General features: G+C 57.6%; 22 protein-coding genes. 7 read left to right on the top strand and 15 right to left on the bottom strand.

Annotated elements, in window-relative coordinates; translation table 11 throughout:
* Window positions 1–11 precede the first annotated feature (11 nt).
* The 4 genes from MWH02_RS09880 to yahO all read left to right on the top strand — a co-directional run bounded on the left by MWH02_RS09880 (window position 12) and on the right by yahO (window position 2,862).
* Window positions 12–1,241, top strand: a complete 1,230-nt coding sequence (locus MWH02_RS09880; protein ID WP_110866777.1) for a protein-disulfide reductase DsbD family protein — start codon at window positions 12–14, stop codon at window positions 1,239–1,241.
* 17 nt (window positions 1,242–1,258) lie between these two features.
* Window positions 1,259–1,816 (top strand): sigma-70 family RNA polymerase sigma factor, encoded by a 558-nt coding sequence (locus tag MWH02_RS09885; protein WP_210080418.1) that lies wholly within the window; start codon window positions 1,259–1,261, stop codon window positions 1,814–1,816.
* Window positions 1,803–2,432, top strand: a complete 630-nt coding sequence (locus MWH02_RS09890) for an NrsF family protein (protein ID WP_210080419.1) — start codon at window positions 1,803–1,805, stop codon at window positions 2,430–2,432. The genes MWH02_RS09885 and MWH02_RS09890 overlap by 14 nt, the downstream gene beginning before the upstream one ends.
* 160 nt (window positions 2,433–2,592) lie before the next feature.
* Complete coding sequence (yahO, locus tag MWH02_RS09895) at window positions 2,593–2,862, top strand: DUF1471 family periplasmic protein YahO (protein WP_101761698.1); 270 nt, start codon at window positions 2,593–2,595, stop codon at window positions 2,860–2,862.
* 167 nt (window positions 2,863–3,029) lie between these two features.
* On the opposite strand, the gene MWH02_RS09900 is transcribed toward yahO, so the two are convergent.
* Window positions 3,030–4,097, bottom strand: a complete 1,068-nt coding sequence (locus MWH02_RS09900; RefSeq protein ID WP_217548414.1) for an SDR family oxidoreductase — start codon at window positions 4,095–4,097, stop codon at window positions 3,030–3,032.
* Window positions 4,098–4,197: 100 nt separating this feature from the next.
* On the opposite strand from MWH02_RS09900, the gene MWH02_RS09905 reads away from it, so the two are divergent.
* Entirely contained in the window at window positions 4,198–5,100 is a 903-nt protein-coding gene (locus tag MWH02_RS09905; protein WP_101761700.1) for a LysR family transcriptional regulator, read from the top strand.
* Between the two features lie 90 nt (window positions 5,101–5,190).
* On the opposite strand, the gene MWH02_RS09910 is transcribed toward MWH02_RS09905, so the two are convergent.
* The 7 genes from MWH02_RS09910 to MWH02_RS09940 form a co-directional block, all read right to left on the bottom strand.
* Window positions 5,191–5,841, bottom strand: a complete 651-nt coding sequence (locus MWH02_RS09910) for a methionine ABC transporter permease (RefSeq protein ID WP_061719142.1) — start codon at window positions 5,839–5,841, stop codon at window positions 5,191–5,193.
* Complete coding sequence (locus tag MWH02_RS09915) at window positions 5,825–6,925, bottom strand: methionine ABC transporter ATP-binding protein (protein ID WP_271460498.1); 1,101 nt, start codon at window positions 6,923–6,925, stop codon at window positions 5,825–5,827. Before MWH02_RS09915 ends, MWH02_RS09910 begins: the two co-directional genes overlap by 17 nt.
* 2 nt (window positions 6,926–6,927) lie before the next feature.
* Window positions 6,928–7,734 carry a MetQ/NlpA family ABC transporter substrate-binding protein gene (locus MWH02_RS09920; RefSeq protein ID WP_271460499.1) on the bottom strand — a complete coding sequence of 269 codons (807 nt, stop codon included), beginning with the start codon at window positions 7,732–7,734 and terminating at the stop codon, window positions 6,928–6,930.
* Between the two features lie 20 nt (window positions 7,735–7,754).
* Window positions 7,755–9,116 carry an LLM class flavin-dependent oxidoreductase gene (locus MWH02_RS09925; protein WP_271460500.1) on the bottom strand — a complete coding sequence of 454 codons (1,362 nt, stop codon included), beginning with the start codon at window positions 9,114–9,116 and terminating at the stop codon, window positions 7,755–7,757.
* Window positions 9,113–10,315, bottom strand: coding sequence for an SfnB family sulfur acquisition oxidoreductase (locus MWH02_RS09930; protein ID WP_110866770.1), 1,203 nt, complete (start codon window positions 10,313–10,315; stop codon window positions 9,113–9,115). Before MWH02_RS09930 ends, MWH02_RS09925 begins: the two co-directional genes overlap by 4 nt.
* A gap of 9 nt (window positions 10,316–10,324) precedes the next feature.
* On the bottom strand, window positions 10,325–11,530 hold the full coding sequence (locus MWH02_RS09935; protein ID WP_271460501.1) for an SfnB family sulfur acquisition oxidoreductase: 1,206 nt from the start codon (window positions 11,528–11,530) through the stop codon (window positions 10,325–10,327).
* 302 nt (window positions 11,531–11,832) lie between these two features.
* Entirely contained in the window at window positions 11,833–13,263 is a 1,431-nt protein-coding gene (locus tag MWH02_RS09940; RefSeq protein ID WP_271460502.1) for a hypothetical protein, read from the bottom strand.
* A gap of 275 nt (window positions 13,264–13,538) precedes the next feature.
* On the opposite strand from MWH02_RS09940, the gene MWH02_RS09945 reads away from it, so the two are divergent.
* Together MWH02_RS09945 and MWH02_RS09950 are read left to right on the top strand one after the other, a co-directional pair.
* Entirely contained in the window at window positions 13,539–14,933 is a 1,395-nt protein-coding gene (locus tag MWH02_RS09945) for an amidase (RefSeq protein ID WP_271460503.1), read from the top strand.
* A 118-nt stretch (window positions 14,934–15,051) separates the two neighbouring features.
* On the top strand, window positions 15,052–15,999 hold the full coding sequence (locus MWH02_RS09950) for a helix-turn-helix domain-containing protein (RefSeq protein ID WP_271460504.1): 948 nt from the start codon (window positions 15,052–15,054) through the stop codon (window positions 15,997–15,999).
* On the opposite strand, the gene MWH02_RS09955 is transcribed toward MWH02_RS09950, so the two are convergent.
* From MWH02_RS09955 to MWH02_RS09985, 7 genes are all read right to left on the bottom strand, one after another.
* On the bottom strand, window positions 15,988–16,566 hold the full coding sequence (locus MWH02_RS09955) for an ANTAR domain-containing response regulator (protein WP_101761709.1): 579 nt from the start codon (window positions 16,564–16,566) through the stop codon (window positions 15,988–15,990). The genes MWH02_RS09950 and MWH02_RS09955 overlap by 12 nt on opposite strands.
* Before the next feature lie 238 nt (window positions 16,567–16,804).
* On the bottom strand, window positions 16,805–17,509 hold the full coding sequence (locus MWH02_RS09960; protein ID WP_101761710.1) for an ABC transporter ATP-binding protein: 705 nt from the start codon (window positions 17,507–17,509) through the stop codon (window positions 16,805–16,807).
* Window positions 17,502–18,233 carry an ATP-binding cassette domain-containing protein gene (locus MWH02_RS09965; protein WP_137387268.1) on the bottom strand — a complete coding sequence of 244 codons (732 nt, stop codon included), beginning with the start codon at window positions 18,231–18,233 and terminating at the stop codon, window positions 17,502–17,504. Before MWH02_RS09965 ends, MWH02_RS09960 begins: the two co-directional genes overlap by 8 nt.
* The gene (locus MWH02_RS09970; RefSeq protein ID WP_271460505.1) at window positions 18,230–19,258 is read right to left on the bottom strand and encodes a branched-chain amino acid ABC transporter permease; all 1,029 of its coding nucleotides are present in this window, start codon (window positions 19,256–19,258) and stop codon (window positions 18,230–18,232) included. Before MWH02_RS09970 ends, MWH02_RS09965 begins: the two co-directional genes overlap by 4 nt.
* Complete coding sequence (locus MWH02_RS09975; protein WP_192234635.1) at window positions 19,258–20,127, bottom strand: branched-chain amino acid ABC transporter permease; 870 nt, start codon at window positions 20,125–20,127, stop codon at window positions 19,258–19,260. Before MWH02_RS09975 ends, MWH02_RS09970 begins: the two co-directional genes overlap by 1 nt.
* Before the next feature lie 11 nt (window positions 20,128–20,138).
* Window positions 20,139–21,380, bottom strand: a complete 1,242-nt coding sequence (locus MWH02_RS09980; RefSeq protein WP_110866760.1) for an urea ABC transporter substrate-binding protein — start codon at window positions 21,378–21,380, stop codon at window positions 20,139–20,141.
* 291 nt (window positions 21,381–21,671) lie between these two features.
* Complete coding sequence (locus tag MWH02_RS09985) at window positions 21,672–22,784, bottom strand: lactonase family protein (RefSeq protein WP_271460506.1); 1,113 nt, start codon at window positions 22,782–22,784, stop codon at window positions 21,672–21,674.
* Between the last annotated feature and the right edge of the window lie 360 nt (window positions 22,785–23,144).

Genomic DNA, 23,144 nt, shown 5'->3' on the forward strand with positions numbered 1-23,144 from the left:
AGAGGCCAGCGATGTTAACCGCCATGCTGGCCGCCTTCATCGGCGGCATCATTCTGAACTTAATGCCCTGCGTGTTTCCGGTGATCTCGCTGAAAGCGCTCGGCCTGTTGCGCCATACCGATAACGCCGCCAGCGCGCGTCGCGAAGGCTTGGGCTTTTTACTCGGCGTTGTGGTGACCATGATGGCGCTGGCCGGCATCCTGCTGGCGGCACGCGCCGGTGGTGCGGCGGTCGGCTGGGGTTTCCAGCTGCAATCGCCGCTGGTGATCGCCTTGCTGTCGCTGGTGATCCTCGCCGCCGCGCTCAACTTGCTCGGCGTGTTTGAAGTAGGCTTATCCGTGCAGCGCGTCGGCTCGGTTGATGTTGGTCGCGGTGCCTTTGCGCGTTCGGCGTTAACCGGTGCGTTGGCAATCGTCGTCGCCACGCCGTGCGCCGCACCCTTTATGGCGAGCGCCATTGGTTATGCGTTGGTACAGCCGCCTGCCGTCGCCTTAGTGATCTTCTTTGCGCTGGCCATCGGCTTCGCCGCACCGTTCACGCTAGTTTCACTGTTCCCGGCGCTGGCGAAATTCCTGCCGCGTCCCGGCGCATGGATGGATGTATTGAAACGCGGTCTGGCGTTCCCGATGTTTGGCGCGTATGCCTGGCTGGTGTGGGTGCTGGCGCAGCAAGCGGGAAGCGCGGCGCTGGCCACCTTGCTGGCCGCTTCCGTGGTGGTCGCCTTCGCCGGCTGGTTGTACGGCATGGCGCAACATCGCCACTTTGCCGGTAAAAGTCACAAGGTGCTGTTTGCCGTTACGGCGCTGCTGATTATCGCGGTGATCGCCCCGCTGCCAACGCTGATCAAACCCGGTGCAGGCCTGGCGGGCGATCAGTTGACGGCGGAAGTGACCAAAGCCAAATGGACGCCGCAGGCGGTTGAAGCGCAGCGCGGTCACGGGAAAGCGATCTTTGTCGATTTCACCGCATCCTGGTGCATCACCTGTCAGGTGAATGAAAAAACCTCGCTCTCAACCCAGGCGGTTAAAGAGGCCATCGCTAAAACCGGCACGCTGTACATGGTGGCAGATTCCACTAAATTTAACCCGGACGTGGATGACACCATGAGTGAGTTTGGTCAGGGCGGATTACCGATGTATCTGGTCTATCCTGCCGACGGCGGACCGCCCAAAGTGCTGCCGCAGGTGCTGACACCGAGTATTGTGGTGAACGCACTGAATCAGGCGAGCAAGAAGGCGTAAGAACAACAAGGCGGATTATGCAAACAAGCGATAGCGCGCGCGAAGGTTGGCCCGCGCTAATGGAACAGGCGCAGGCGGGCGATCAGCTCGCCTATACCCGACTGCTGAAAGCGCTGGTGCCGGTGATTCGTTCGCAAACACGCAAACAGATCGCCGATGATGCACTGGTAGAAGATGTGATTCAGGATGTGCTGCTAACGGTGCATCGGGTGCGTCACACCTATGATCCTGCCTACCCTTTTTTACCCTGGCTGATGGCGATTATCTCGGCGCGCGCGATTGATGCGCTGCGGCGACGTGGCCGCCATCAGCAGTGGGAAGTTAACAACGATATCGTGCCGGAAGCCGCCAGTGCGCCAGACGCACCGCAGCAGGACTCGCAGGAAGAGCTGGCCGGATATCTGCGCCAGCTCCCTTCGCGTCAGCGCGAAATTGTCGAACATGTGCATCTGCGCGAAATGAGCCTGACGGAAGCGGCCGCGCATAACAATCTGAGTGTGGCCGCAGTGAAATCGCTGCTGCACCGCGCGCTGACCAATCTGCGCCGCTTTGGAGCCAATCATGACCGATCATGACCTGTTAATTGAAAAACTCGGGCGCGAGATGCGACCGGTTAAACCGCTGCGCTCCACTAGCTGGCGCGTTATCACATGGCTGTTGCTGGCATTGCCCTGCGGCATTGCCGCCAGCTTCCTGGTGCAGCGCAGTGTCACCGACTGGGCGCAGCCGGGCGCGCTGCAGGCGATCTTGCAGCTGGTGCTGGCCTTTGTACTCGGCACGCTGGCAATTCGTAGCGCTTTCAACATGAGCATCGCCGGACGCCGCAGTATCAGCTGGAAAGCGCTGCTGCCAATTGGCCTGCTGTGGCTCGGCATGAGCATCAGCCAGATTCCCGGTGAAGTGCCAATCGAACATGACAATGACAGCGCGCGCTGCTTTACCTTTCTGCTGGTGGTCAGCACGCCGATGATGGTGCTGATGATCGCCAGCCTACGCCGCACCCGCGCATTGCATCCGGTGCGCAGCCTGGCGATGGCCGGTTTGGGCGTCTCCTGCATGGCGGTCACGCTGCTGGCATTTTGCCATCCGGTGCATCTGCATCCGCTGGATTTTGTCATGCATCTGGCGGCGATAGCGACGATTGTGGCGATGACGGTGCTGGTGGGGAAACGTTGGGTGACATTGAAGTGAGTCGAGTGAAAGAGTGCAATGGTTAAGTTAATTCTTTGGTGTGATATTTCCGCGCAAAAGATTAAAAATCAGCTCACTCACATTGTAAATACGCTATTTCTAAACTATAGAATAATAGCAATAATTACATTCCCATCAATTACCTCATCCAAGGATACGTATGAAAAAGTTAATTTTCGTATTATTAGCAAGCTCGGTATCTTTCAGCTCACTCGCCGCAGACCTGATGAGCAAAGTTGAGTTTGAAAAGGTAAAAGATCAATATGTAGAGGTAGGGAACATTTCCACCTCAGGTGAAACGGATCCCGCCAGCGCCAGAGAGGAACTGTCTAAATTGGCTGAAGAAAAAGGCGGCGATATCTTTGTCGTAACCTCCGCGAATACCAATAACAAAATACATGGTACCGCCATCGTTTATAAGAAAAAGTAAGTTTCCATTTTGCCTCAGTATAAGCTTAAAAACCTAGCTTATACTGGGGCATTATTTTCAATAAATTAAATTGCCGATCCGGTTGCCTGACAATAAAGCGGATAGTGAGTCGCGATATTTTAATTATGCAAAAGCGGCCCCTATGAGCCGCCCTTTTTAATCAAAATTTACTGCGGAATCACTTTCTCCGCTTTCAGTCGATCAAATAACTGCGTAAATGAATCCAGCGTTGAACGATAACCGGTAAAGCCCGCTTTGCGGCTCTTGCTCATATCGGTGAACGCTTCCATTGGGCGTCCCAAATCCGCGTCGGTATGCCACCAGGATGCCAGTTTAGTGATGTCCGCTTCACGCAATTGATAACGTGCCGCCACCTCGCGCCACGTTTCAGCCGCATCCTGCATGCGTCCTTCCAGTGGCATCATCTGCGCCGGATACTCCGCCGCTTCCACGCCAAAGTAAGCCGCCAGACGTGGCCACAACCAGTTCCAGCGGAACACATCGCCGTTCACCGCGTTGAAATCCTGATTGGCCCCTTCTGCCGCAGTTGCGGCCCACAGCAGCTGTTCCGCCAGCAAACCCGCATCGGTTACGTCGGACACACCGTTCCACTGCTCTGGCGAACCCGGGAAGATAAACGGCAAACCTTGCTCGCGGCACAGCGTGGCATACACCGCCAGCGTCTGTCCCATATTCATCGCGTTACCCAGCGCAAAGCCCACAATCGAGTGTGGACGATGTACGCTCCAGCGATAGCCATATTTCTCCGCACCGGCAAACACCTCGTCTTCCTGCGCGTAATAGAAGTTATCGACCGGCTGGCGGCCCTGCTCTTCGCGGAATGGCGTCACCGGCACTGCGCCTTTACCGTAGGCTTCGAACGGGCCGAGGTAATGCTTCAGGCCGGTCACCAGCGCCACATGCGATCCCTTCAGACGCTCGCCCAGCGCGTCAATGACGTTACGCACCATGCCGCCATTGACGCGGATGTTCTCTTTCTCATTTTCCTGGCGCGACCAGACGCTAAAGAACAGCGCATCCGGCTGCTCTTCTGCTAGCGCAGCACGCACCGCATCACCATCCGTTAGATCGGCGGTCAGGCTGCGGCAACCTTCAGGCACTGCGCCACGTCCGCGCGATAAACCGCTGACCTGCCAACCTTCGCGCTGCAATTTTTCCGCCAGCGCACGTCCAATCACACCGCTAATGCCTACAATCAATGCCTGCTTTTGCATTTCAATTCTCCTTGGTTTCAGTAATGATAAGTTTAATAGAGAATTTAATTCCTATCATTGGCATTAATTCACGGCATTCACAACCTGAGTTCACGAATCCATGCACGATCAGCGCCTGAAAGATATCGTTCCTTTTGTTGCCAGCGTCGAGGGCGGCAGCTTTGCCGCTGCCGCTGAGCGCCTGCATCTCACGGGTTCGGCGGTGAGCAAAAGCGTGACGCGGCTGGAAACCCGCCTGGGTTCGCGCCTGCTGGAGCGCACCACCCGCAGCCTGAAACTCACCGACGCCGGAAACGCCTATTACCAAACCTGTTTACGCATTATGGAGGAGCTGGCAGAAGCCGAAGCGGTGCTGGCGGCGCAGCGCACCATTCCTTCCGGCCGCTTGCGTTTAGCGGTGCCGAACACCTATGGACGCCTCGGCGTGATGCCGCTGCTGATTCCGTTTTGCCACCAGCATCCGGATGTAGAGCTCAATCTGACTTTTTCCGATCGCTTTATCGATCTGTTTGATGAAGGGATTGATGTTGCGGTGCGCATTGGTGGATCGCCGGATCTGCCCGCCTCGCTGGGCTGTCGCCAGATGGGCCGCGAACGCATGGTGTTTTGCGCATCACCCGATTATCTGGCGCGCGTGGGTCGGCCCACCAGCGAAGCCGAATTGTTGCAGCATCAGGCGATCATGTATGAACGCGTCGATGGCAGCACCAAGCCGTGGCTGTTCACCACGGAAGATGGCTATCCGCACTGGCGTAACCTGCCGCACCGCATGGCGCTGGGTGATGTGGATGCGCAGATGCAGGCGCTGTGTGCCGGATTAGGCGTGGCACAGATGCCATCGTGGCTGGTGCGTGAACCGCTGGCGCGCGGCGAGCTGGAGATCATTCTGCCCGAGCAGCAGCCGGATGGTTTGGCCTTAACCCTGATTTGGCCGCGCCGCAAGCAGCTGCTACCCAAAGTGGATGCGTTGCTGGCGGCGTTAGAGGGATTGCAGATCAGATAGAAACATAAGGCCAAAAGCGCGCGATGAATCGCGCCGCTATCCCTCTGCACACCTGGCATAGCGGCGCAATTTATTGCGCTTTTCCTAATATCAACGATGGTTCAACCGGCGCGACAACCTGTCGCCAAAGAACTGCAGCACCGTCACCAATGCCACCAGCACCACAATCACCGTCAGCATCACCTGCATATCAAAACGCTGATAACCATAACGATACGCCAAATCGCCCAAGCCGCCCGCACCAATCGCGCCGGCCATCGCCGAGGCGTTAATCATCGTCACCAGCGTAATGGTAAAGCCGCTCACAATGCCGGGCCGCGCTTCGGGCAATAAGACATGCCAGATAATATGCCAGCGATGAAAACCCATCGCCTGCGCCGCTTCGGTCAGCCCTTTATCCACTTCGCGCAGGCTCACTTCGGCGATACGCGCAAAGAACGGCGTCGCCGCCAGCGTCAGCGGCACCACCGCCGCCCACACGCCGTAGGTGGTGCCGACGATCCAGCGGGTAAAGGGAATCAGCGCCACCATCAGAATCAAAAACGGGATCGAGCGGAACAGGTTCACCACCCAGCCCAGCACGCGATTCAGCAGCGGGCTGGGAAACAGATCGCCGCGTCCGGTTACCACCAGAATCACCGCCATCGGCAAACCCAGCGCCAGCGCCAGCAGCGACGACACGCCCACCATCAGCAGCGTGTCCAGCAGCCCAATCCATAAACGATCAATAGCCAGTGACATAGCCCGGTATCTCCAGTTGATCCGCAATCGGAGTTAAAAGCGTCCGCGCGGTGTCAGCGTCATGCTGCGCATCAAGCAGCAGCAACATTTGCCCGGTCGGTTTGCTGTCCACCCACTCCACCGCGCTATACATTAACGTCAGTTCCCCGCCAACTCGTGCGCTTAGCGCCGCCAAATCCGGCTGTGCGCCCTGTCCGGTGTAGCGCAACCGCACCAGCAGACGTGAATCGCCACGCTCGCGCGTCGGCGTCAGCAGCGGTTGAATCGCTTCCGGCAGCGCGCTGAACTGCGGATTGAGCAGCTGCCGCGTAGTCTCTTGCTGCGGATCGCTGTACACCTGCCACACCGGCCCGCGCTCGATGATTTCGCCCTGATCGATTACCGCCACCTGATGGCAGAGATCGTGCACCACGTCCATTTCATGGGTAATCAGCACAATGGTGATGTGACGCTGTTGATTGATCTTCTTCAGCAGCGCCAGAATCGAGCGCGTGGTTTCTGGATCGAGTGCCGAGGTGGCTTCATCACACAGCAGCAATTCCGGATCGTGCACCAGCGCGCGCGCAATGCCAACGCGCTGCTTCTGCCCGCCGGACAATTGCGCTGGCCACGCGTGCTGGCGCTGCTCAAGGCCCACCAGCGCCAGCAGTTCATCCACTTTGCGCCGCCGCTCCGCCGCAGGCACGCCCGCCACTTTCATCGGCAGCTCGATGTTTTCGCGCACCGTTTTCGCCGACAGCAAATTGAAGTGCTGGAAAATCATGCCGGTACCGCGTCGCCAATCCACCAGCTGACGATCGCTCAGCGTACCGAGGTCAATCCCGTCAATCACCACCAGACCGCGAGTAGGCTTTTCCAGCCGATTAAGGCAGCGGATCAGCGTCGATTTACCGGCCCCGCTGCGGCCAATGATGCCGAATATCTCGCCGCGCTTAACCTGCAGATCGACCTCTTTCAGCGCATCCTGGGCTTGGCCGGGATAGCGTTTACTCAAGCCACGAATCTGCACGTGGATTTTCCCTGCCGTCTCGGCCGTCGGTGACAGCAACGCATCGCGCTCGCCGGGTAGCGTCAGGCTCACCATGCTTACTGGCTCCAGCCCGGCTGATACAGCTTGCCGTAAAAGTCATCGAGTTTGGCGCGTACCACCGGCGAATGCTGGTAGATATCAACGAACTTCGCCAGGCGCGGATCGTTCTGATGACCGTCGCGGATCACGAACTGAATTACGTATTCCGGATGTTCCAGGCCATCGAACAGCAGCGCGTTGTTCGGATCGATGGTCTTCGACAGGCGCAGATAGTGCGGATAACCCTGCGCTAAATCGACTTCATCCAGCGAACGCGACAGCTGCACCGCTTCCACTTCGATAATCTTCAGATGCTTTGGATTACTGACAATGTCATTCACGGTAGATTTGAGGCCCGCGCCCGGTTTTAAGCTAATCAGCCTGGCTTTTTGCAGCAGCAGCAGGCCGCGCGCGCCGTTAATCGGATCGTTGGCAATCGCCACCGTGCCGCCATCGGGAATCTGGTCAATCGCGGTATGTTTTTTCGAATAGAGGCCGATGTTGTTAATGATCGCTGGCGCGAACGGCACCAGATGGAATCCGCCCTGCTGGTTGGCATTCTCCAGGAACGGTTTGTGCTGGAACAGGTTCACATCGATATCGCCGTTTTCCACGCTGACGTTCGGCGCGGTCCAGTCGGTGAACTCCACCAGCTCAACGTTCAAACCCTGTTTTTTCGCCTCAGCCACCGCGGTTTCCAGCGGCGGCGCAAAGGCCGCAGTAGTACCGACTTTCAGCGGTCCGCTGTAGTTTTCGGCGGCGACGGCGCTAAACGCCAGCAGTGCGACGCTGGCAGCCAGCGCAAAATGACGTGCAATGTTCATATCAGATCCCTGAGGTTAAATTAACGAAGGTTAACGCCGTCGCGCCAGCGCGCCGCCGGATGGCGATCGGGCAAGCGGTCCTGCTGTTGAAAAATTTTCTGCCGCAATGAACCGTGCTGATACGCGGTCTTGAAGCGGCCGCGCTGCTGTAATTCCGGCACCACCAGATCGATAAAATCGCGGTAGCTCTGCGGATTAAGGATGCGCGTCAGGTTAAAGCCATCGATATCGCCTTCATCGATCCACTTAATCAGCGCATCCGCGACCTGGCTCGGATTGCCAACGATCAACGGATAGCGGCTGCCCATCGCGTGCTGCTCCAGCAAACGACGCCGCGTCCAGCCGCTGAAGGCTTTGCTCACCGATTCTATGGCGCGCGTGTCGCCGGTCTGAATCGGCTCATCGAGTTCGAACGCCGCCAAATCCAGGCCAATCGAGCTGGAGAAGTGCGCGATGCCGGCTTCTGGGCTGGCGTAGGCGAGGTAGCTTTGATGCTTCTCCTGCGCTTCACGTTCGGTGGGCGCGACAATCACGCTGACGCCCATAAAGATGCGCAGATCGTCAGGATGGCGTCCGGCCTGCACCGCCGCCTGGCGCAAGCGCGTCGATTGCTCGCGCATCGCTGCCGGTGACGCGGCATTTACAAAGCTGCACTCGGCGTGACGTCCGGCGAACTGTACGCCGCGCGCCGAGGAACCGGCCTGGAACAGCAGCGGCGTGCGCTGCGGCGACGGGCTGCTCAGGTGATAACCCTGCACCTGATAGAACTCGCCCTGATGATTGATTTGGCGGATTTTATTGGCATCGGCGTATTGGCGATTGGCTTTATCCTGCACCAGCGCATCATCCTGCCAGCTGCCTTCCCACAGCTTGTAGGTGACATCGAGAAACTCATCGGCCTGATCGTAGCGGCGATCGTGCGCCAGCAGCTGTTGCTGGCCCATGGCACGCGCGGCGCTATCGAGATAACCGGTGACGATGTTCCAGCCGATGCGCCCTTTGGTCAGGTGATCGAGCGTGGAAAGGCGGCGCGCGAACGGATACGGCGCTTCATAACTCAGGTTGGCGGTGACGCCAAAACCCAGATGCTGCGTAACGCTGGCCATGCCGGAAATCAGCATCAGCGGATCGTTCACCGGTAGCTGAATCGACTCTTTGGCGGTCAGGCCAATGCCTTGCTGATAAACGTCATACACGCCGAGAATATCGGCGATAAACAGCCCATCAAACAGCCCGCGCTCCAGCAAACGCGCCAGATCCAGCCAGTGATCCAGCGAGTTGAAATCCACCGAACGATCCTGTGGATGCGTCCACATACCGTGATGAATGTGCCCAACGCAGTTCATATTGAAGGCGTTAAGCAGAATCTGTTTTTGACTCATATTGTCCCCCGACGCGGCGGCAACACGCCATTCAGCAGGTAGTTGCCGATGGCCGGATATTTCCAGCGCACCGGATCGTGCAAGGTGTGGGTACGCGCATTGCGCCAGTGGCGGTCAAAGTTGTGCTCGCGCAGGCTGGATCGCGATCCGCCAAGTTCAAACAGCAGGTTGCTGGCCTCCAGCGACACGTCCGTGGTCCAGGCGCGGGCTTTGGCGACTTCTACCGACGCCAGCGCCACGTTTTCGGCGCTGGGATCGCGCTGCGCCACGTCAACCGCATCACCCGCAATCGCCAGCAACGCATCGCCGGCGCTCAAACGTGCGGCCAGACGACCGGTACGATCAAGCGTCAGCGGATCGTCGCTCGCACGGTCGACGCCGCTGTCCGGCCACGGCCGCGCGCGCTGACGCAGGAAATCGAGCATGTCGTCAAACGCCGCCCGCGCGATGCCCTGATCGATAGCCGCATGCATAATCTGCGCAAAGGGCCCAACGGTGCTCGGACGCTCAAACGCCGTCTGGAACGGCACCACATCTTCCGGCGCAATCGCTACGTCGCGGAACTGCACGCTGCCGCTGCCGGTGGTGCGCTGGCCAAAGCCGCTCCAGTCATCAATCACGTTGACGCCGTGCTGATGGCGCGGCACAAACACCAGCTGCTCTTTGCCATCATCGGCAATCGCCAGCGTCGGAATGCGATCGGCATACAGCGCGCCGGTGCAGTAAAACTTATTGCCGTTGAGGCGTAATCCTTCCGCCTGCTGCGAAACGGCCGTAGAACGCTGATGCGCGGCGGGCGAACTGAATTCCGCCAGCGCGTTGCCGTGATGCACGCCTGCCAGCACTTCGGCATAGAGCCGCTGTTTCTGCGCCTCGCTGCCGTTGATGCGCAACACTTCCAGCGCATAAAAATGGTTCTGCGGCACCTGACCAATCGAACCGTCGGCGGCGCTCAAAAGCACGAAAATCGCGGCCAGTTCGGCGGTAGAAATCTCAATGCCGCCAAAGTCACGCGGCACGGTGATGGCGCCGAGTCCGGATTGAAAAAGCTGCTGCAACTCGGTGTGCGGCAGTTCACGTTCGCGGTCGCGCTGGGCAGAACCGGCACGAAAACGCTCCGCCAGCTCCTGCGCGACCTGCAACGCCTGCTGGGCATTCTCAATGCGCGTCGCGCGCTGTTTAGGCGATACCTGCGTCATGGTTACTCCTTAAATCCACGCATGACGCGCAGGCAGCGCATCATTGAGGTAATAGTTGCCGATGGCATGAGTTTTCCAGCGCACCGGATCGTGCAGCGTGTGAGTGCGCGCATTGCGCCAGTGACGATCAAGACCGTGACGCAGCAAGGTGCCGCGACTACCGCCCCATTCCAGCAGCTTCTCACTGGCACGCAGCGCCACTTCGGTGGTCAGCACTTTGGCTTCCGCTACCGCAATCGATGCGCGTGCGCAGTTTTCGGCGGTCAGCGCCTGTTGATCGATGCTATCGAGTACGCGGGCAGCACGAGCCAGCAGCGCGTTGGCGGCGCTCAGTTCGGTGCTGATGCGGCCCACATCGGCGAGGATGTAGGGATCGTCGGCATTGCGACTGACATTGGCATCCACCCAGGGTCGCGAGCTGCTGCGCACAAACTCCAGCGCCTCATCCAGCGCACCTTGCGCAATGCCCGCATCAATCGCCGCCTGAATCAGCTGGGAAACTGCGCCGCGCAGCGTCGGCTTTTCAGCGGGAGGCAACGACATCAATAACGCGGGATCAACCACAACCTGATGCAACTTCACCGTACCGCTGGCGGTAGTGCGCTGGCCAATACCGGACCAGTCATCCACAATTTCCACGCCCGGCGTCGGCAGCGGAATAAAGGCCATTTTCGGCTGCTGATCGTGCATCGCCGTGGTGACCAGAATGTCGGCGAACAGCGCGCCGGTAGAGTAGAACTTCTCGCCGGTGAGTTGCACGCCGTGTGACGTTGTCACTAGCTGCGCCTGTACGTCTCGCGTATGTTTGGTGTTTTTCTCCGGTCCGCCGTTACCCAGACGTTTGCCCTGCACCACCGCGCTCAGCAGCCGCTGCTGTTGCGCGGCAGAACCTTCGCCAAGGATGAACTGGATCAGACCAAAGTGGTTTTGCGGGATTTGCCCCAGCGAGGGATCGCTGGCGGAGATCAGACGAAACACTTCGGCCATGGTCTGGTACGACAAACCCGCACCACCCAATTCGCGCGGCACGCTGATGCTGCCAAGTCCCAACACGGTGAACTGGTTGAGCAGCGCGATGGGATAGATGCGTTGCTGATCGCGCTCAATTGCGCCACTTTTCGCCTGCCCGGCCAAATGGCGTGCCGCGGCGATGGCTTCTTCATCGCTGTTTAATACCGCTGCGCGGTTAATAATCTCGTCACTGTTTTGCGTCATAGCTGATTTCACTTTACTGCACAGCGAAGTGTAAGCCTGCACTGAAAAACTCAGCAGGCCGTGGAATGAATAACGGATTGAAAGCGATGATAATCAGCGGGGTTAAAGCAAGTAAATAGCGCGGTTATGCTATATCCGGCAATGCGTTGCCATTATTAAGCTATGGATTTATTGAAGCACAACAATAGGCTAGCGGCGGCGCTGCAGGCAATTAGCGAGTATTAAAAAGCAGTGAGTAATTCTTAAGATCAAATAACGCTAAGAAAAGTTTAATTCCGCAAATAATGTAGCGGCGCGAAATATTAATTATTTAATTGCGCATCAAACTGCGCGGCAGCGAAACTGCGGGTGGATTCGCTCTTCACACTATGCGGAATCTGCACGCTATCGATCAACTTCGCCAGCTGATAGGTTTTCACCGTCTCATTTTGCGTTAGCTGCTGCGCATAATTCGCGGTCAAATCCCCTTTCTTATTCTGCGTCACCGAGGTCTGGCTGCGCTCTTCATCATCGATCAAATGATACTTATAGTTTTGCGACGACTTCTGTTCGGTCAGCTTCGCCGCTGAGACAGAATCCAGCGCGGTGTGGAAGCTGGCCTTGAGTTTAAACAGCGTTTGCTGGGTCAAATCCTGGGTATCACCATGCGTTTGCGTAGCGGTTTTCTGCGCCACGTTCAGGGAGAAGGTGTCTTGCTCTTCCGGCTTATACGGATTACCGGAAACCGGCGTCTGCTGATAGCTCGCCGAGAAGTCCGCCAGTCCGCTGATTGCGCCGTTCTTCGCCGCATTGGCATCAATCGACTTCACACGCTGCGTATTGATGCTTTCAGCCGCTCTGCCTTCGGTGGTATTGAGCGCGCGGAAGCTGTCTTTAAACAGCGTCAACATGTCGCTATCGCCGTGACCGCGCGAAGCGGCCTGATCAAATTTGCTGCTCCACTGATCCAGCGCCGCTGCCTGCTGTGCCGCGCTGCCCGCCTGCGTCAGTTTCGAAACATCGGTATCGAGTTTGATGCTGACATCGCCGTTGTGGAAGCCGAGCCAGCGTGCCTGATCGTCGGCATGCAAGTTCAGCGACTGCGTGACGTTATTGCCATTACGCAGATCGGTCTTCAAATCGACGCTTTTCAACACTGAAGTGTCGAACTTCATCAGATCGCTGATATCGAGTTTGGTGGTGCTGCCATCCAGGCCATCCAGCGCCTTCTGCAAACCGGTGGATAGCTGACCCATCGCCGCCGCTTCAACGTTGCTGAGCTGGCCGCCGCTGGTTTTCAGCTCCACCACCATGCCGCCCTGTTGACGCGTCATCTGCAAACTCACCTGCACACCAGATTGGGTAGTGATGGTCAGCGCCAGCGCACTTTGGCTGCTGCTCTGCGCGCCGTTCAGCGCTTGCGTCGCTGGCACGCTTAAGGTTACGTCGCCGCGATGGCTGGCCAGATTACTCAATAAGGTGCTGCCGAGACCGTTCATGCCGACGCCGCTGGCGTGCGCGGCACCGTTGAGCTGCGCTTGCAAGCTGCTGGTGACATCGACGGAACTCTTGACCTGCGCGGGCTCGATTTTGTAGATCGCGGCGATGGCGTCACTCGCCTCGCTAAAGATGACTTTGGTCGACGCTTCCGCCGTCAGAGCGTTTTGCGAGGATTTGTTGTTCATCGCCGGCGTCACCACCGCATTCGATGCGATTAAATTTCTCAGTACGCTGCTGCCAATCCCATTTAGCATGAAAATAATCCTCGTTGTGTACTATTCCTGAGAGTTATCGGCGAAATGTTCAGCGGCTTTAATGGTTTTTGCCCTCACCCTAACCCTCTCCCATAAACGGGAGAGGGAACCGATTGTGCACCGTCTGCTCCCTCTTCCGCCTGCGGGAGAGGGCTGGGGTGAGGGAAATGCATTGGCAGTTCTGACATACCATTTGTCCGCCTAAACACAGCCGCACTTCACGCAGTGACTTAGGTTATTCATCAACACATCTCTCACTCACGAGGTAGGTCACGATGGATAATCTGCATTACAAAAGCTTGCTGGAAATTGGCCGCTTGATTCAGTCGGGCGAAATCTCTTCGGTAGAAGTCACGCAAACCCTGCTGACGCGCATTGATACGCTCGATCGCGACTTACACAGCTACTTCTACGTGATGCGCGATAGTGCACTGCAACAGGCGGCCGAAGCCGATGCTGAAATAGCCCAGGGCAAAATGCGCGGTCCGCTGCACGGCGTGCCGATCGCGCTGAAAGATCTGATCTGGACCAAAGACGCGCCCACCAGCCACGGCATGATCATCCACAAAGATCGTTACCCAACCGAAGACTCCACCGTGGTGGAGCGCTTCCGCGCGGCGGGGGCGGTGATTCTCGGCAAACTGACGCAAACCGAAAGCGCCTTCGCCGATCACCATCCTGATATCACCCGGCCCAATAATCCGTGGAACAATGCGCTGTGGACCGGCGTCTCCTCCAGCGGATCCGGCGTCGCCACCGCCGCAGGGTTATGCTTCGGCTCAATTGGCACCGATACCGGCGGATCGATTCGTTTTCCCTCCAACGCCAACGGCCTGACCGGCATTAAACCGACGTGGGGCCGCGTCACGCGTCACGGTGCCTGTGAACTGGCGGCATCACTGGATCATATCGGCCCGATGGCACGTAACGCCGCCGATGCCGCCGCCATGTTGCAGGCGATTGCCGGTCGCGATGATAAAGATTCCACCTCCAGCAGCGAGCCGGTGCCCGATTATCTGGCGCTGATGACGCGCGGCATAAGCAAGATGCGTATCGGTGTTGATAAAAGCTGGGCGCTGGAGAAAGTCGACGAGGAGACGCGTGCTGCGCTGCAATCCGCGATCGCCACCTTGAGTTCGCTCGGCGCGACGCTGGTAGATATCACCTTGCCCGATACCGAAAAAGCCGCCGCCGAGTGGAGCGCACTCTGCGCCGTGGAAACCGCGCTGGCGCATGAAGAGACCTATCCGGCGCAGAAAGATCACTACGGTCCGGGCCTCGCTGGTCTGCTGGATCTCGGTCTTAGCGTCACCGCGCTGGAGTATCAACGTTTGCTACTCAGCCGTGCGGCGCTGCGCGGCGATATCTCAGCGCTCTTTACTCAGGTTGATCTGATTCTGGCACCCGCTACCGCGTATGCCGGATTGACCTGGGACACCATGACCCGTTTTGGTAGCGATCAGGCACTGTTTAACGGCGTGCTGCGCTATACCAGTGCATTCGATGCCAGCGGTCATCCCACCATCAGCCTGCCGTGCGGCAAAACCGCAGGCGGCGCGCCGATTGGCTTCCAGTTGGTGGCAGCACATTTCGCCGAAACCACCATGATTCAGGGCGCGTGGGCCTTCCAGCAGGTCACCGACTGGCATAATCAGCATCCTGCGTTATAAATCTGCGTTGTTTGCCGCCCCGATAGCTTCGGGGCGGTCATTTCACCCGCTCATGGCCTGAAACTTGCTTCAACTTCCTGACTTCCGCCCTTTTTCGCCATGTTTAGGGGATGCTGATATGAAAGAGCTTTTCACCACCGACGATCTTGATAACCGTCATCGCTTCGATGCCTGGCGTGATGCGGTGTGCTCGCGTCTGATCAACGCACAAGCGCGACAGATGCATTCAGGCACATTTTCCGGCAGCTTTGCCTATTCGATGCTCGGTCACATGGATATTGCCAATCACGTATCGCATACCGCGCTGATGTGGCAACGCACAGCAGAATGCATCCGCCGCCATCCTAATCACGATTTCTATCTGGGCTACGTCTGCGCCGGCAGCGGCACGCTGCGGCAGAATGGCCATCAATCACGCGTCAGCGCCGGCGATGTGGTGATTTACGATGCTGCCACGCCGTTTGATTTTGCGATGGAGAAGGTGGCGATCAATATCGTGCATCTGCCACGTCACATCATGGAGAAGGAAGCGCCTGCCACCGCCAAACTGGCAGGCAAAACGCTGGATCTCACGCGCCCCGGCATGGCATCGCTCAAGCTGCTGCTGCAGGAAGCGTTCGTGTTTAATCCCGACCGCGAGAACCCGTTTCTGGCCGAGCAGTTTGCCAACACGCTGCTGAATATGATTTCGGTGAGCGTCAATTTGCAACACAGCGAAGAGGCGCTGAAGCCGGATCTCTACTCACGCGTAGTGAGTTTTCTGCGTCACAACCTGCAGGAGCCAGAGCTGTCGGTGGCGCAGATCGCCAATGCGCATCACGTCTCTCCGCGCACTATCAGCCGGGTGTTTGCCGCGCACGGCACCACGCCGATGAACTTTCTCTGGCAGGAGCGATTGCAGGCGTGTCATCGCATTCTCGCCGAAGGCAAAGCGCGCAATGTCACCCAGGTGGCGTTGGATCACGGCTTCAGCGATATGTCGCACTTCAGCCTGGCGTTCCGCAAAACCTTTGGTTATACGCCCAGCAGCCTGTTACGGCAGCCGGACGCGCCGCTACTTTTGTAGCGTGGTGATCACGCGCTCGGCGGTGTATTCCATGCTGCTGCGCGTGTTCATCGCTTCACTGCGCATCAAGCGGTACGCCCCCGATTCATCCAGCCCGAAGGTTTGCATCAGCACGCTTTTGGCTTGCGCCAGTCGCTCACTACGCGCTTGACGCGCCTGCTGTACCGCACGCAACCGCTGCTGGTGACGCACGGTTTTTAGCGTGCCAATCATTTGCACAATCAAGGCAAACGGATTGAGTTCACGCGCAGCGATGGCATTCGGCTGGAGTTGCAGCAGTAGCGGAAACAGCCGTGCGTTGTGGCTATCCGCCAGCGCGATGATGGGAATATCCCTCTCGCGCGCACTGATAAACAGCGGGGTTAACAGTGGCTGCTGATGCATATCGATCGCCACCAGCAGCAGCTGCGTATCCGTGGAGAGTGACGCGGCAGGCGGCCAGCTGTGCTGCGCGTGACAGCCCAGCTGCGTCAGCGAGGCGCAAAACGCGCGCACGCTCTGTGAATCAGGATGGAAAATATGCAGCCGGACACCAGAAAGCGTTGCCAGTAATGATTGTTCAGTCATGCTTCACCCTATGCGCATCCCGAATGAGGAAAGCTCACAGTAAGCGAGCGGATGGGTTAACGCTTTGCTGATGCTGCCGGGTGCTGTGTCAGGGCGGACAATGTCCGCTGCGCGCTGATGCCCTCACCCCGGCCCTCTCCCACAGGGAAAGGGAGACACTGCCATATACGAGCCCGCTCAATCTGTCCCCTCTCCCGCCTGCGGGAGAGGGCTAGGGTGAGGGCAAGGGTAAAACAGCTCAAGCATGAAACCCCAAAAACTGTTCCGCCACGCTGGCGCTCGACTGGGTTTTCGGATCGATCCTCTGCACAATCTGCCCCTTTTCGATCACATGAATCTGGTCAGAGAGCGCGTATAGAAACTCGATATCCTGCTCCACCAGAATGATCGAAATATCCATCTCATGCCGCAGCCGTCGTAATGTCTCGATAATCTCCTCGCAGATATTCGGTTGAATCCCTTCCGTTGGCTCATCCAGCAGCACCAGCTGCGGCTGGCCGCACAGGCAGCGCGCCAGCGCCAATAGCTGCTGCTCGCCGCCTGATAGCGCACCGCCGGGCTGCGCCAGCAGGCGTTTCAGGCGCGGAAAATACGCCAGCATCTGCTCGATAATCTCTCCGGCGCGGGAAAAATGTTTCACGCAGCCCATGCGCAGATTTTCCTCCACCGTCAGCTGCGGGAAAATCTGTCGCCCTTGCGGTACAAAACCGATGCCCGCCACCGCCCGCTGGTGCGCCTGATAACGGGTAATATCGATGCCGTTCAGCGCGATCTGGCCTTGCCAGGCCGGCAGTTCCCCCATAATGGTGCGCAGCAGCGTGGTTTTGCCCATGCCGTTGCGGCCCAGCACGCCGGTAAACGACTTCGCGCCGACAAACAGCTCGGATAAGTTCAGCACCGGAATCTTGTTGTAGCCCGAGACCATCTCTTTAATTTCAAGCATGTTTAATCTCCAGATTGCCGAGATACGCCTCTTTCACCCGCGGATTTTGCGTCACCTCGCGGAAGCTGCCTTCCGCCAGCACCGCGCCCTGGTTAAACACCGTCACCTGCTGCGCAATCATGCTGATGAACTCCATGTCGTGTTCCACCACCACCACCGTGCTCTGCTGATTAATCGCCTTGATCAGCTGCGCGGTTTTGCGCACTTCCTGATGCGTCATACCCGCCGCCGGTTCATCCAGCAGCACCAGCTGCGGTTTGGAGATCAGGATCATCCCCAGCTCCACCCACTGCCGCTGACCATGCGCCAGTTCCGAGAGCACCGCATGTTGCAGATCGACCAGACCGATATCCTCCAGCACCTGTTCTATCGCCGCCGGCAGCGCCGCTTTCGCCAGCTTATTTGCTGCCGCCTGCCACAGGTTTTCCCGCACGCTTAAGCCTTCGAACACGCTCGGCACCTGAGTTTTAATGCCAATCCCCAAACGCGCGATTTCCCATGGCCGTTTGCCGGAGATCACCTGTTCGCGATAGCGGCACTCGCCGCGCGTTGGCGTGACCTGGCCGCTCAGCATCTTGAAGAAAGTGCTTTTGCCTGCGCCGTTAGGGCCGATCAGGCAGCGCAACTCACCTTCACGTAGGGTGAAATCCACCTCTTTCACCGCATGCACGCCGCCAAAACTGACGCCCATTTTGCGGGTTTCCAGTAACACGTTGGCCGTCATGGTTTCACCTCACTGACCTGCGCGCGGCTGGCGGGCGCGGCGGGACGCTTGCGCCGCCGCAGGCGCTGCAACGTTGGCAGAATGCCGCCTGGAATCAGCAACACAAACACCGCCAGAATCACGCCGAGCACTAAGTTGACATCCACGGTTTGCTGCGCGCCCAGCCGCGTCACCATCCACTGCAACAGCACGCAGCTGATCACCGGACCCAGCAGCGTGCCGCGGCCACCGACAATCACCCAGATAATGATCTGCGCCGACTGGCTGATGCTAAACACGCCGGGACTGACAAAGGCACCCCAGTTGACATACAAACAGCCCGCCAGTCCGGCAATGGCCGCGCCGATGGCGAAGGTTGCCAATTTATGCGCCGGCACGTTATAGCCGAGCAATCCGGCGCGCTGCTCGTTCTCACGAATCGCCACCACGGTTTTGCCAAAACGGCTCAGCAGCACGAACTTCAGCAAGGCGTAGCACAGCGCCAGACATCCGGCGGTGACCATAAAGATCGCCTCGGGCGATAAAATCGCATCCGGCTGGAACGGCAGGTTAAGCGTCGGCACCGAAGGAATGCCGTTAAAGCCGCCCAGCAACGCCTCGCCGATGTGGTATTCGCTGCCGGAGGTGGAGTTGACCCAGTTAAACAGCACCAGACTCACCGCCAGCGTGATGGCGCCGAGATAGACATCGCTGACGCCGCCATAAAAAATCACATAGCCGAGCAACAGCGAGAACAACGTTGGCAGCAGCACCGCCATCACCACCGCCCAGGTCGAATCGCCCCAGTTGATAGCGCAAATCGCATAGGTATAGGCCCCTAAACCGAAAAACGCCGCCTGACCAAAGCACAGGATGCCGCCGTAGCCCCAGATGAACGCCAGGCTGAGCGACAACAAACCCATCACCAGAAACACCGTCAGCGACAGCAAGGTGTAGAGCTCAATCGCGCCTGACAGCCACAGCGCCACCAGCACCATCGCCAGTGAGATGACGATAATCTGGATCTTTTCCGAGAACAGTTTCATTACAGCGATCTCCTGAAGAAGCGTCCGGTGATGCCCTGCGGCAGCAAGCGCAGCAGCACAATGGCGCTCAGCAATAGCGCGACGGCACCAAACACCGGCGTGGAGAAGTAGGTCACCAGCTGCGAAATGGTGCCGAACAGCGTCGAGGCGGAGAGCGTTCCGGCGATGATGGCGCTACCACCGCCAATCACCGTGATAAAGGCTTTAGCGATAAAGCTGACGCCAATGGTCGGGATCACGCCGGTAATCGGCGCTAACAGCGCGCCGCCTAAACCCGACAGCGCTGCGCCCAGGCCAAACGTCAGGCTGTAGATTTTGCCCGGATTGCTGCCGAGCGCCGCCGCCATGCGCGCATTCTGCATGGTGGCGCGCGCGCACAAACCTAAAGTGGTGAAGCGCAGCAACAACCACAGCGCGCCGAGCAAGCCGATCGCAAACACAATCATGAACAGCGAATAACCGCTGGTGCTGTAGCTGCCGATGCTGACGCTGGGCAGCGGTGAACTGATGCCCAGCGTGGTGTTGCCGAACAGCATGGTGGCGGCACCAATCAGTGCCAGACTCAGCCCCCATGTCGCCAGCATGGTGTCGATCATCCGCCCGTACAGATGACGGATAATCACGCGCTCAATCACCGCGCCAAACACCCCCACAGTGAGCGGCGCAATCACCAGCATCGAGATCCAGATCGGCACGCCCCACTGATTGGTGGCGAGAATAGCGCTGTAGCCGCCCAGCATCATGAATTCGCCGTGCGCCATATTGACGATTTTCATCATGCCGAACACCACCGCCAGCCCGACGCTCATGATCACCAGCACGGCGATGGCATTGAGCACTTCAATGGCGTAGATAATGAACAGATCCATAGCGGCTCCTGTCACAGCTCAATTTGATACTGTTTGGTATCGCGCGGGTTTTTCTTCAGATCGCACACCATCGCGGTATCCACCGGCGCTTGATCGGTGAAGGTTTGCAGAATTTTCATCTGATGGTTTTCCACTTCGGCGATATGCACATCCAGCGAACAGTGATGCGTCGCAGGATCCACGCTCAGCTTGCCGCTCGGCGAGGTCAGCGTGACGCCGGACTCCAGTGCCTCGATCACCTTCATGCGATCGATATCGCCCGCTTTGCGCACCCCTTCCGCCCAGATCAACATGCCCTGATAAGCGCCCATCGCCAGGTCGCTGATGTACGGCGTATTGGCGCCGTAGCGCGCATGGAATCGCTCAACGAAAGCTTTGTTTTCCGGCGAGGGGATTTCCTGCATATAGTTGGCGGCAACCAGAATGCCGTTGCTCTCTTCCGGCGACAGAATGATATGTTCGTTGCCGCCGCCAAACACCGTGGAGGCAATCGGGATCTTGCCGCTCATACCAGCCGCATGCCACTGGCGATAGAAGGAGATGTGCGCGCCACCGACCAGCGCTGACCACACCATGTCGGGTTTTGCGCTCTGGATTTTAGAGATCGCCGCACCAAAATCGGTGACATCCAGCGGAAAGAATTCAACCGTCACCACTTCACCGCCGTTATCGTGTACCGATTTTTTCACCCACGCCGAGACAATTTGGCCGTAGTTATAATCCGCCGCCAGCACGTAGACTTTTTTGCCCCACTTCTTCACCGCATAAGGCACCAGCTTTTCCACGGTTTGTGCCGGCGTAGAACCGGATGAGAAGTAATTGCGATCGCACACGCCGCCTTCATATTGCGCCGGATAAAAATAGAGTGAACGAAAACGATCCAATACCGGACGAATAACCTCACGCGAGGCCGAGGTAATACCACCATGCACCACCGCCACTTTATCTTTCAGCGCCGCCTGCTGCGCATATTGCGCATAAAGCTGCATATTGGATTGCGCATCGTAATTAATCACCTGCAACGGTCGACCTAATAAACCACCCGCCGCGTTGATCTCTTCTGCCGCCAGATTAATGGCGTTCGACATCGGCTTACCGTAAATATCGAGCCCGCCGGATAAGTCGAGAATACTGGCGATTTTGATGGCGTCTTTGCTGTCGGCGGCGAAAGAGAATTGAGGCGCAACGCCTGCAGCCAAGCCTAATGCCGAAACGGCTGAACCCTGGATAAATGAACGACGACTAATAGCCATAGCAACCTCTTGAAAAGAGAAGGATCAAACAGGAGTGTTTCCGGGAGGCCGGAGAGAATAAAAGCGATCTACAGACGGCGCTGTCTGCATTGACAAGAGGGTTGCCACATCGTTGGGGCGTTATTTTGTATGAAGCAAGAAGTGGGCCAAATTAATTAGGCTCTGCACATTCACATAGCGGCGCGATTCATTGCGCGATAAATCGCGCCGCTACGACAACGTGCGCACTGTTAAATGGCAATTAGCACCAATTAGGTGCGAGGTCGCCATTCATGGCGACCTCAATAAAACTCAGTTAAAAAACTTAATATCCGTCGGCGTGGCAATCTTCGCCACTTCACCCGCGGCTTTCAGCACACCGCTCTGTTCATCGAAATGGAACAGGGTGATGTTATTGGTAAACACGTTCGCCACATAAAGGTATTTGCCGCTGGCATCAAAGGCGAAAGCGCGCGGTTCAATGCCATCCGCTTTATAGCGCACCGGCGATCCCAGTGAACCATCCTGCTCAATGCGGAACACCACTAAGCTGTTATCCGATCCGCGATTAGCCGCAATCACAAACTTGCCGTTCGGGCTGAGGATAATGCCGCCGCCGCTGCGGTACTCGGCGCTGCTGTTTTCCGTATTCAATTTGACGCTGGATTGCTGCTGCAGACGATCGTCCTTAACCGCAAACACCGCCACTTCACCGGCCATTTCGGTGGTGACATAGGCGTGTTTGCCATCCGGTGAAAACACCATGTGACGCGGGCCCGATCCGGCCGGGAAGGTGACATCGCGTGAAGTATCCGCTTGCAGCGGCTGAGCGTTGCCCGCGTGATAGGCATAAGCGTGCAGTTTGTCGCCGCCGAGATCTGCAGCGTAAAGGTATTTGCCATCATGAGTGAAGGTGGTGGAGTGCGCATGTCCGCTATCCTGACGATCTTTCACCGCCCCGCTGCCGCTGGCGAACGGGAAATTCTGTACCTGCTCGCCGAGCGAACCGTCGTGATGAATCGGGAATACCGCCACGCTGGCACCGCCTTTAGCCACCGAGTAGTTGGCGACAAACAAGAATTTCCCGTCCGGGCTAATGGTGGCATGCGTCGGCTGCTGGCCGTGGCTATCCACCGCGTTAATCACGCGCACTTCGCCGCCGTGATCAATCGCCAGCGCAGTCACAGCACCGGCGTTTTCTTCGTTAGTGGTGTAGGCAAAACGTCCATCGTGCGATTTCACAATCCACGATGGGCTTTTCATTTTGATGAAATCGAGCGGCGTTAGCGTGCCGTCGCTATTGACCTTCAAACGGTATAAACCTTCGCTGGGATGACCTGGATTTTGCACTAACGGCGCATCCGGGATGCTGGTCCATGTGCCCACTAAAGCCGTTTGGTTATGATGTTCCGCTGCAGTTGCCATTGCACTTCCCGCTAATGTGAAAACAGCTAGCGATAATGCCACGCTTAAACGTGACGCCATACCGCCAGACACCGTTTTATTGTGATTTTTCATTGTGGTACCCACCATAATCGGAATGTTCTTTATAAAAATCGTTCGCAGAGTTGGATTTTTTATTGTGATTGCGGCTAATGCTGCAGGCCGCATAACGACTATAGTGGGATTGCTTTGATTCGCGGCGAACAGGCGTGATCGTGTTCACATTATCGTGGATTTATCCGCCGGTAGAGCACGATTACCTCCAAACGTGGCAGCCGGAATAGCACAAATGCGTAATTCTTATTATTACTGCGTTTTCCTGCATGCTTTAATACAGCCTTA

This window comes from Pantoea leporis (assembly GCF_028048155.1).
Lineage (GTDB): Bacteria > Pseudomonadota > Gammaproteobacteria > Enterobacterales > Enterobacteriaceae > Pantoea > Pantoea leporis.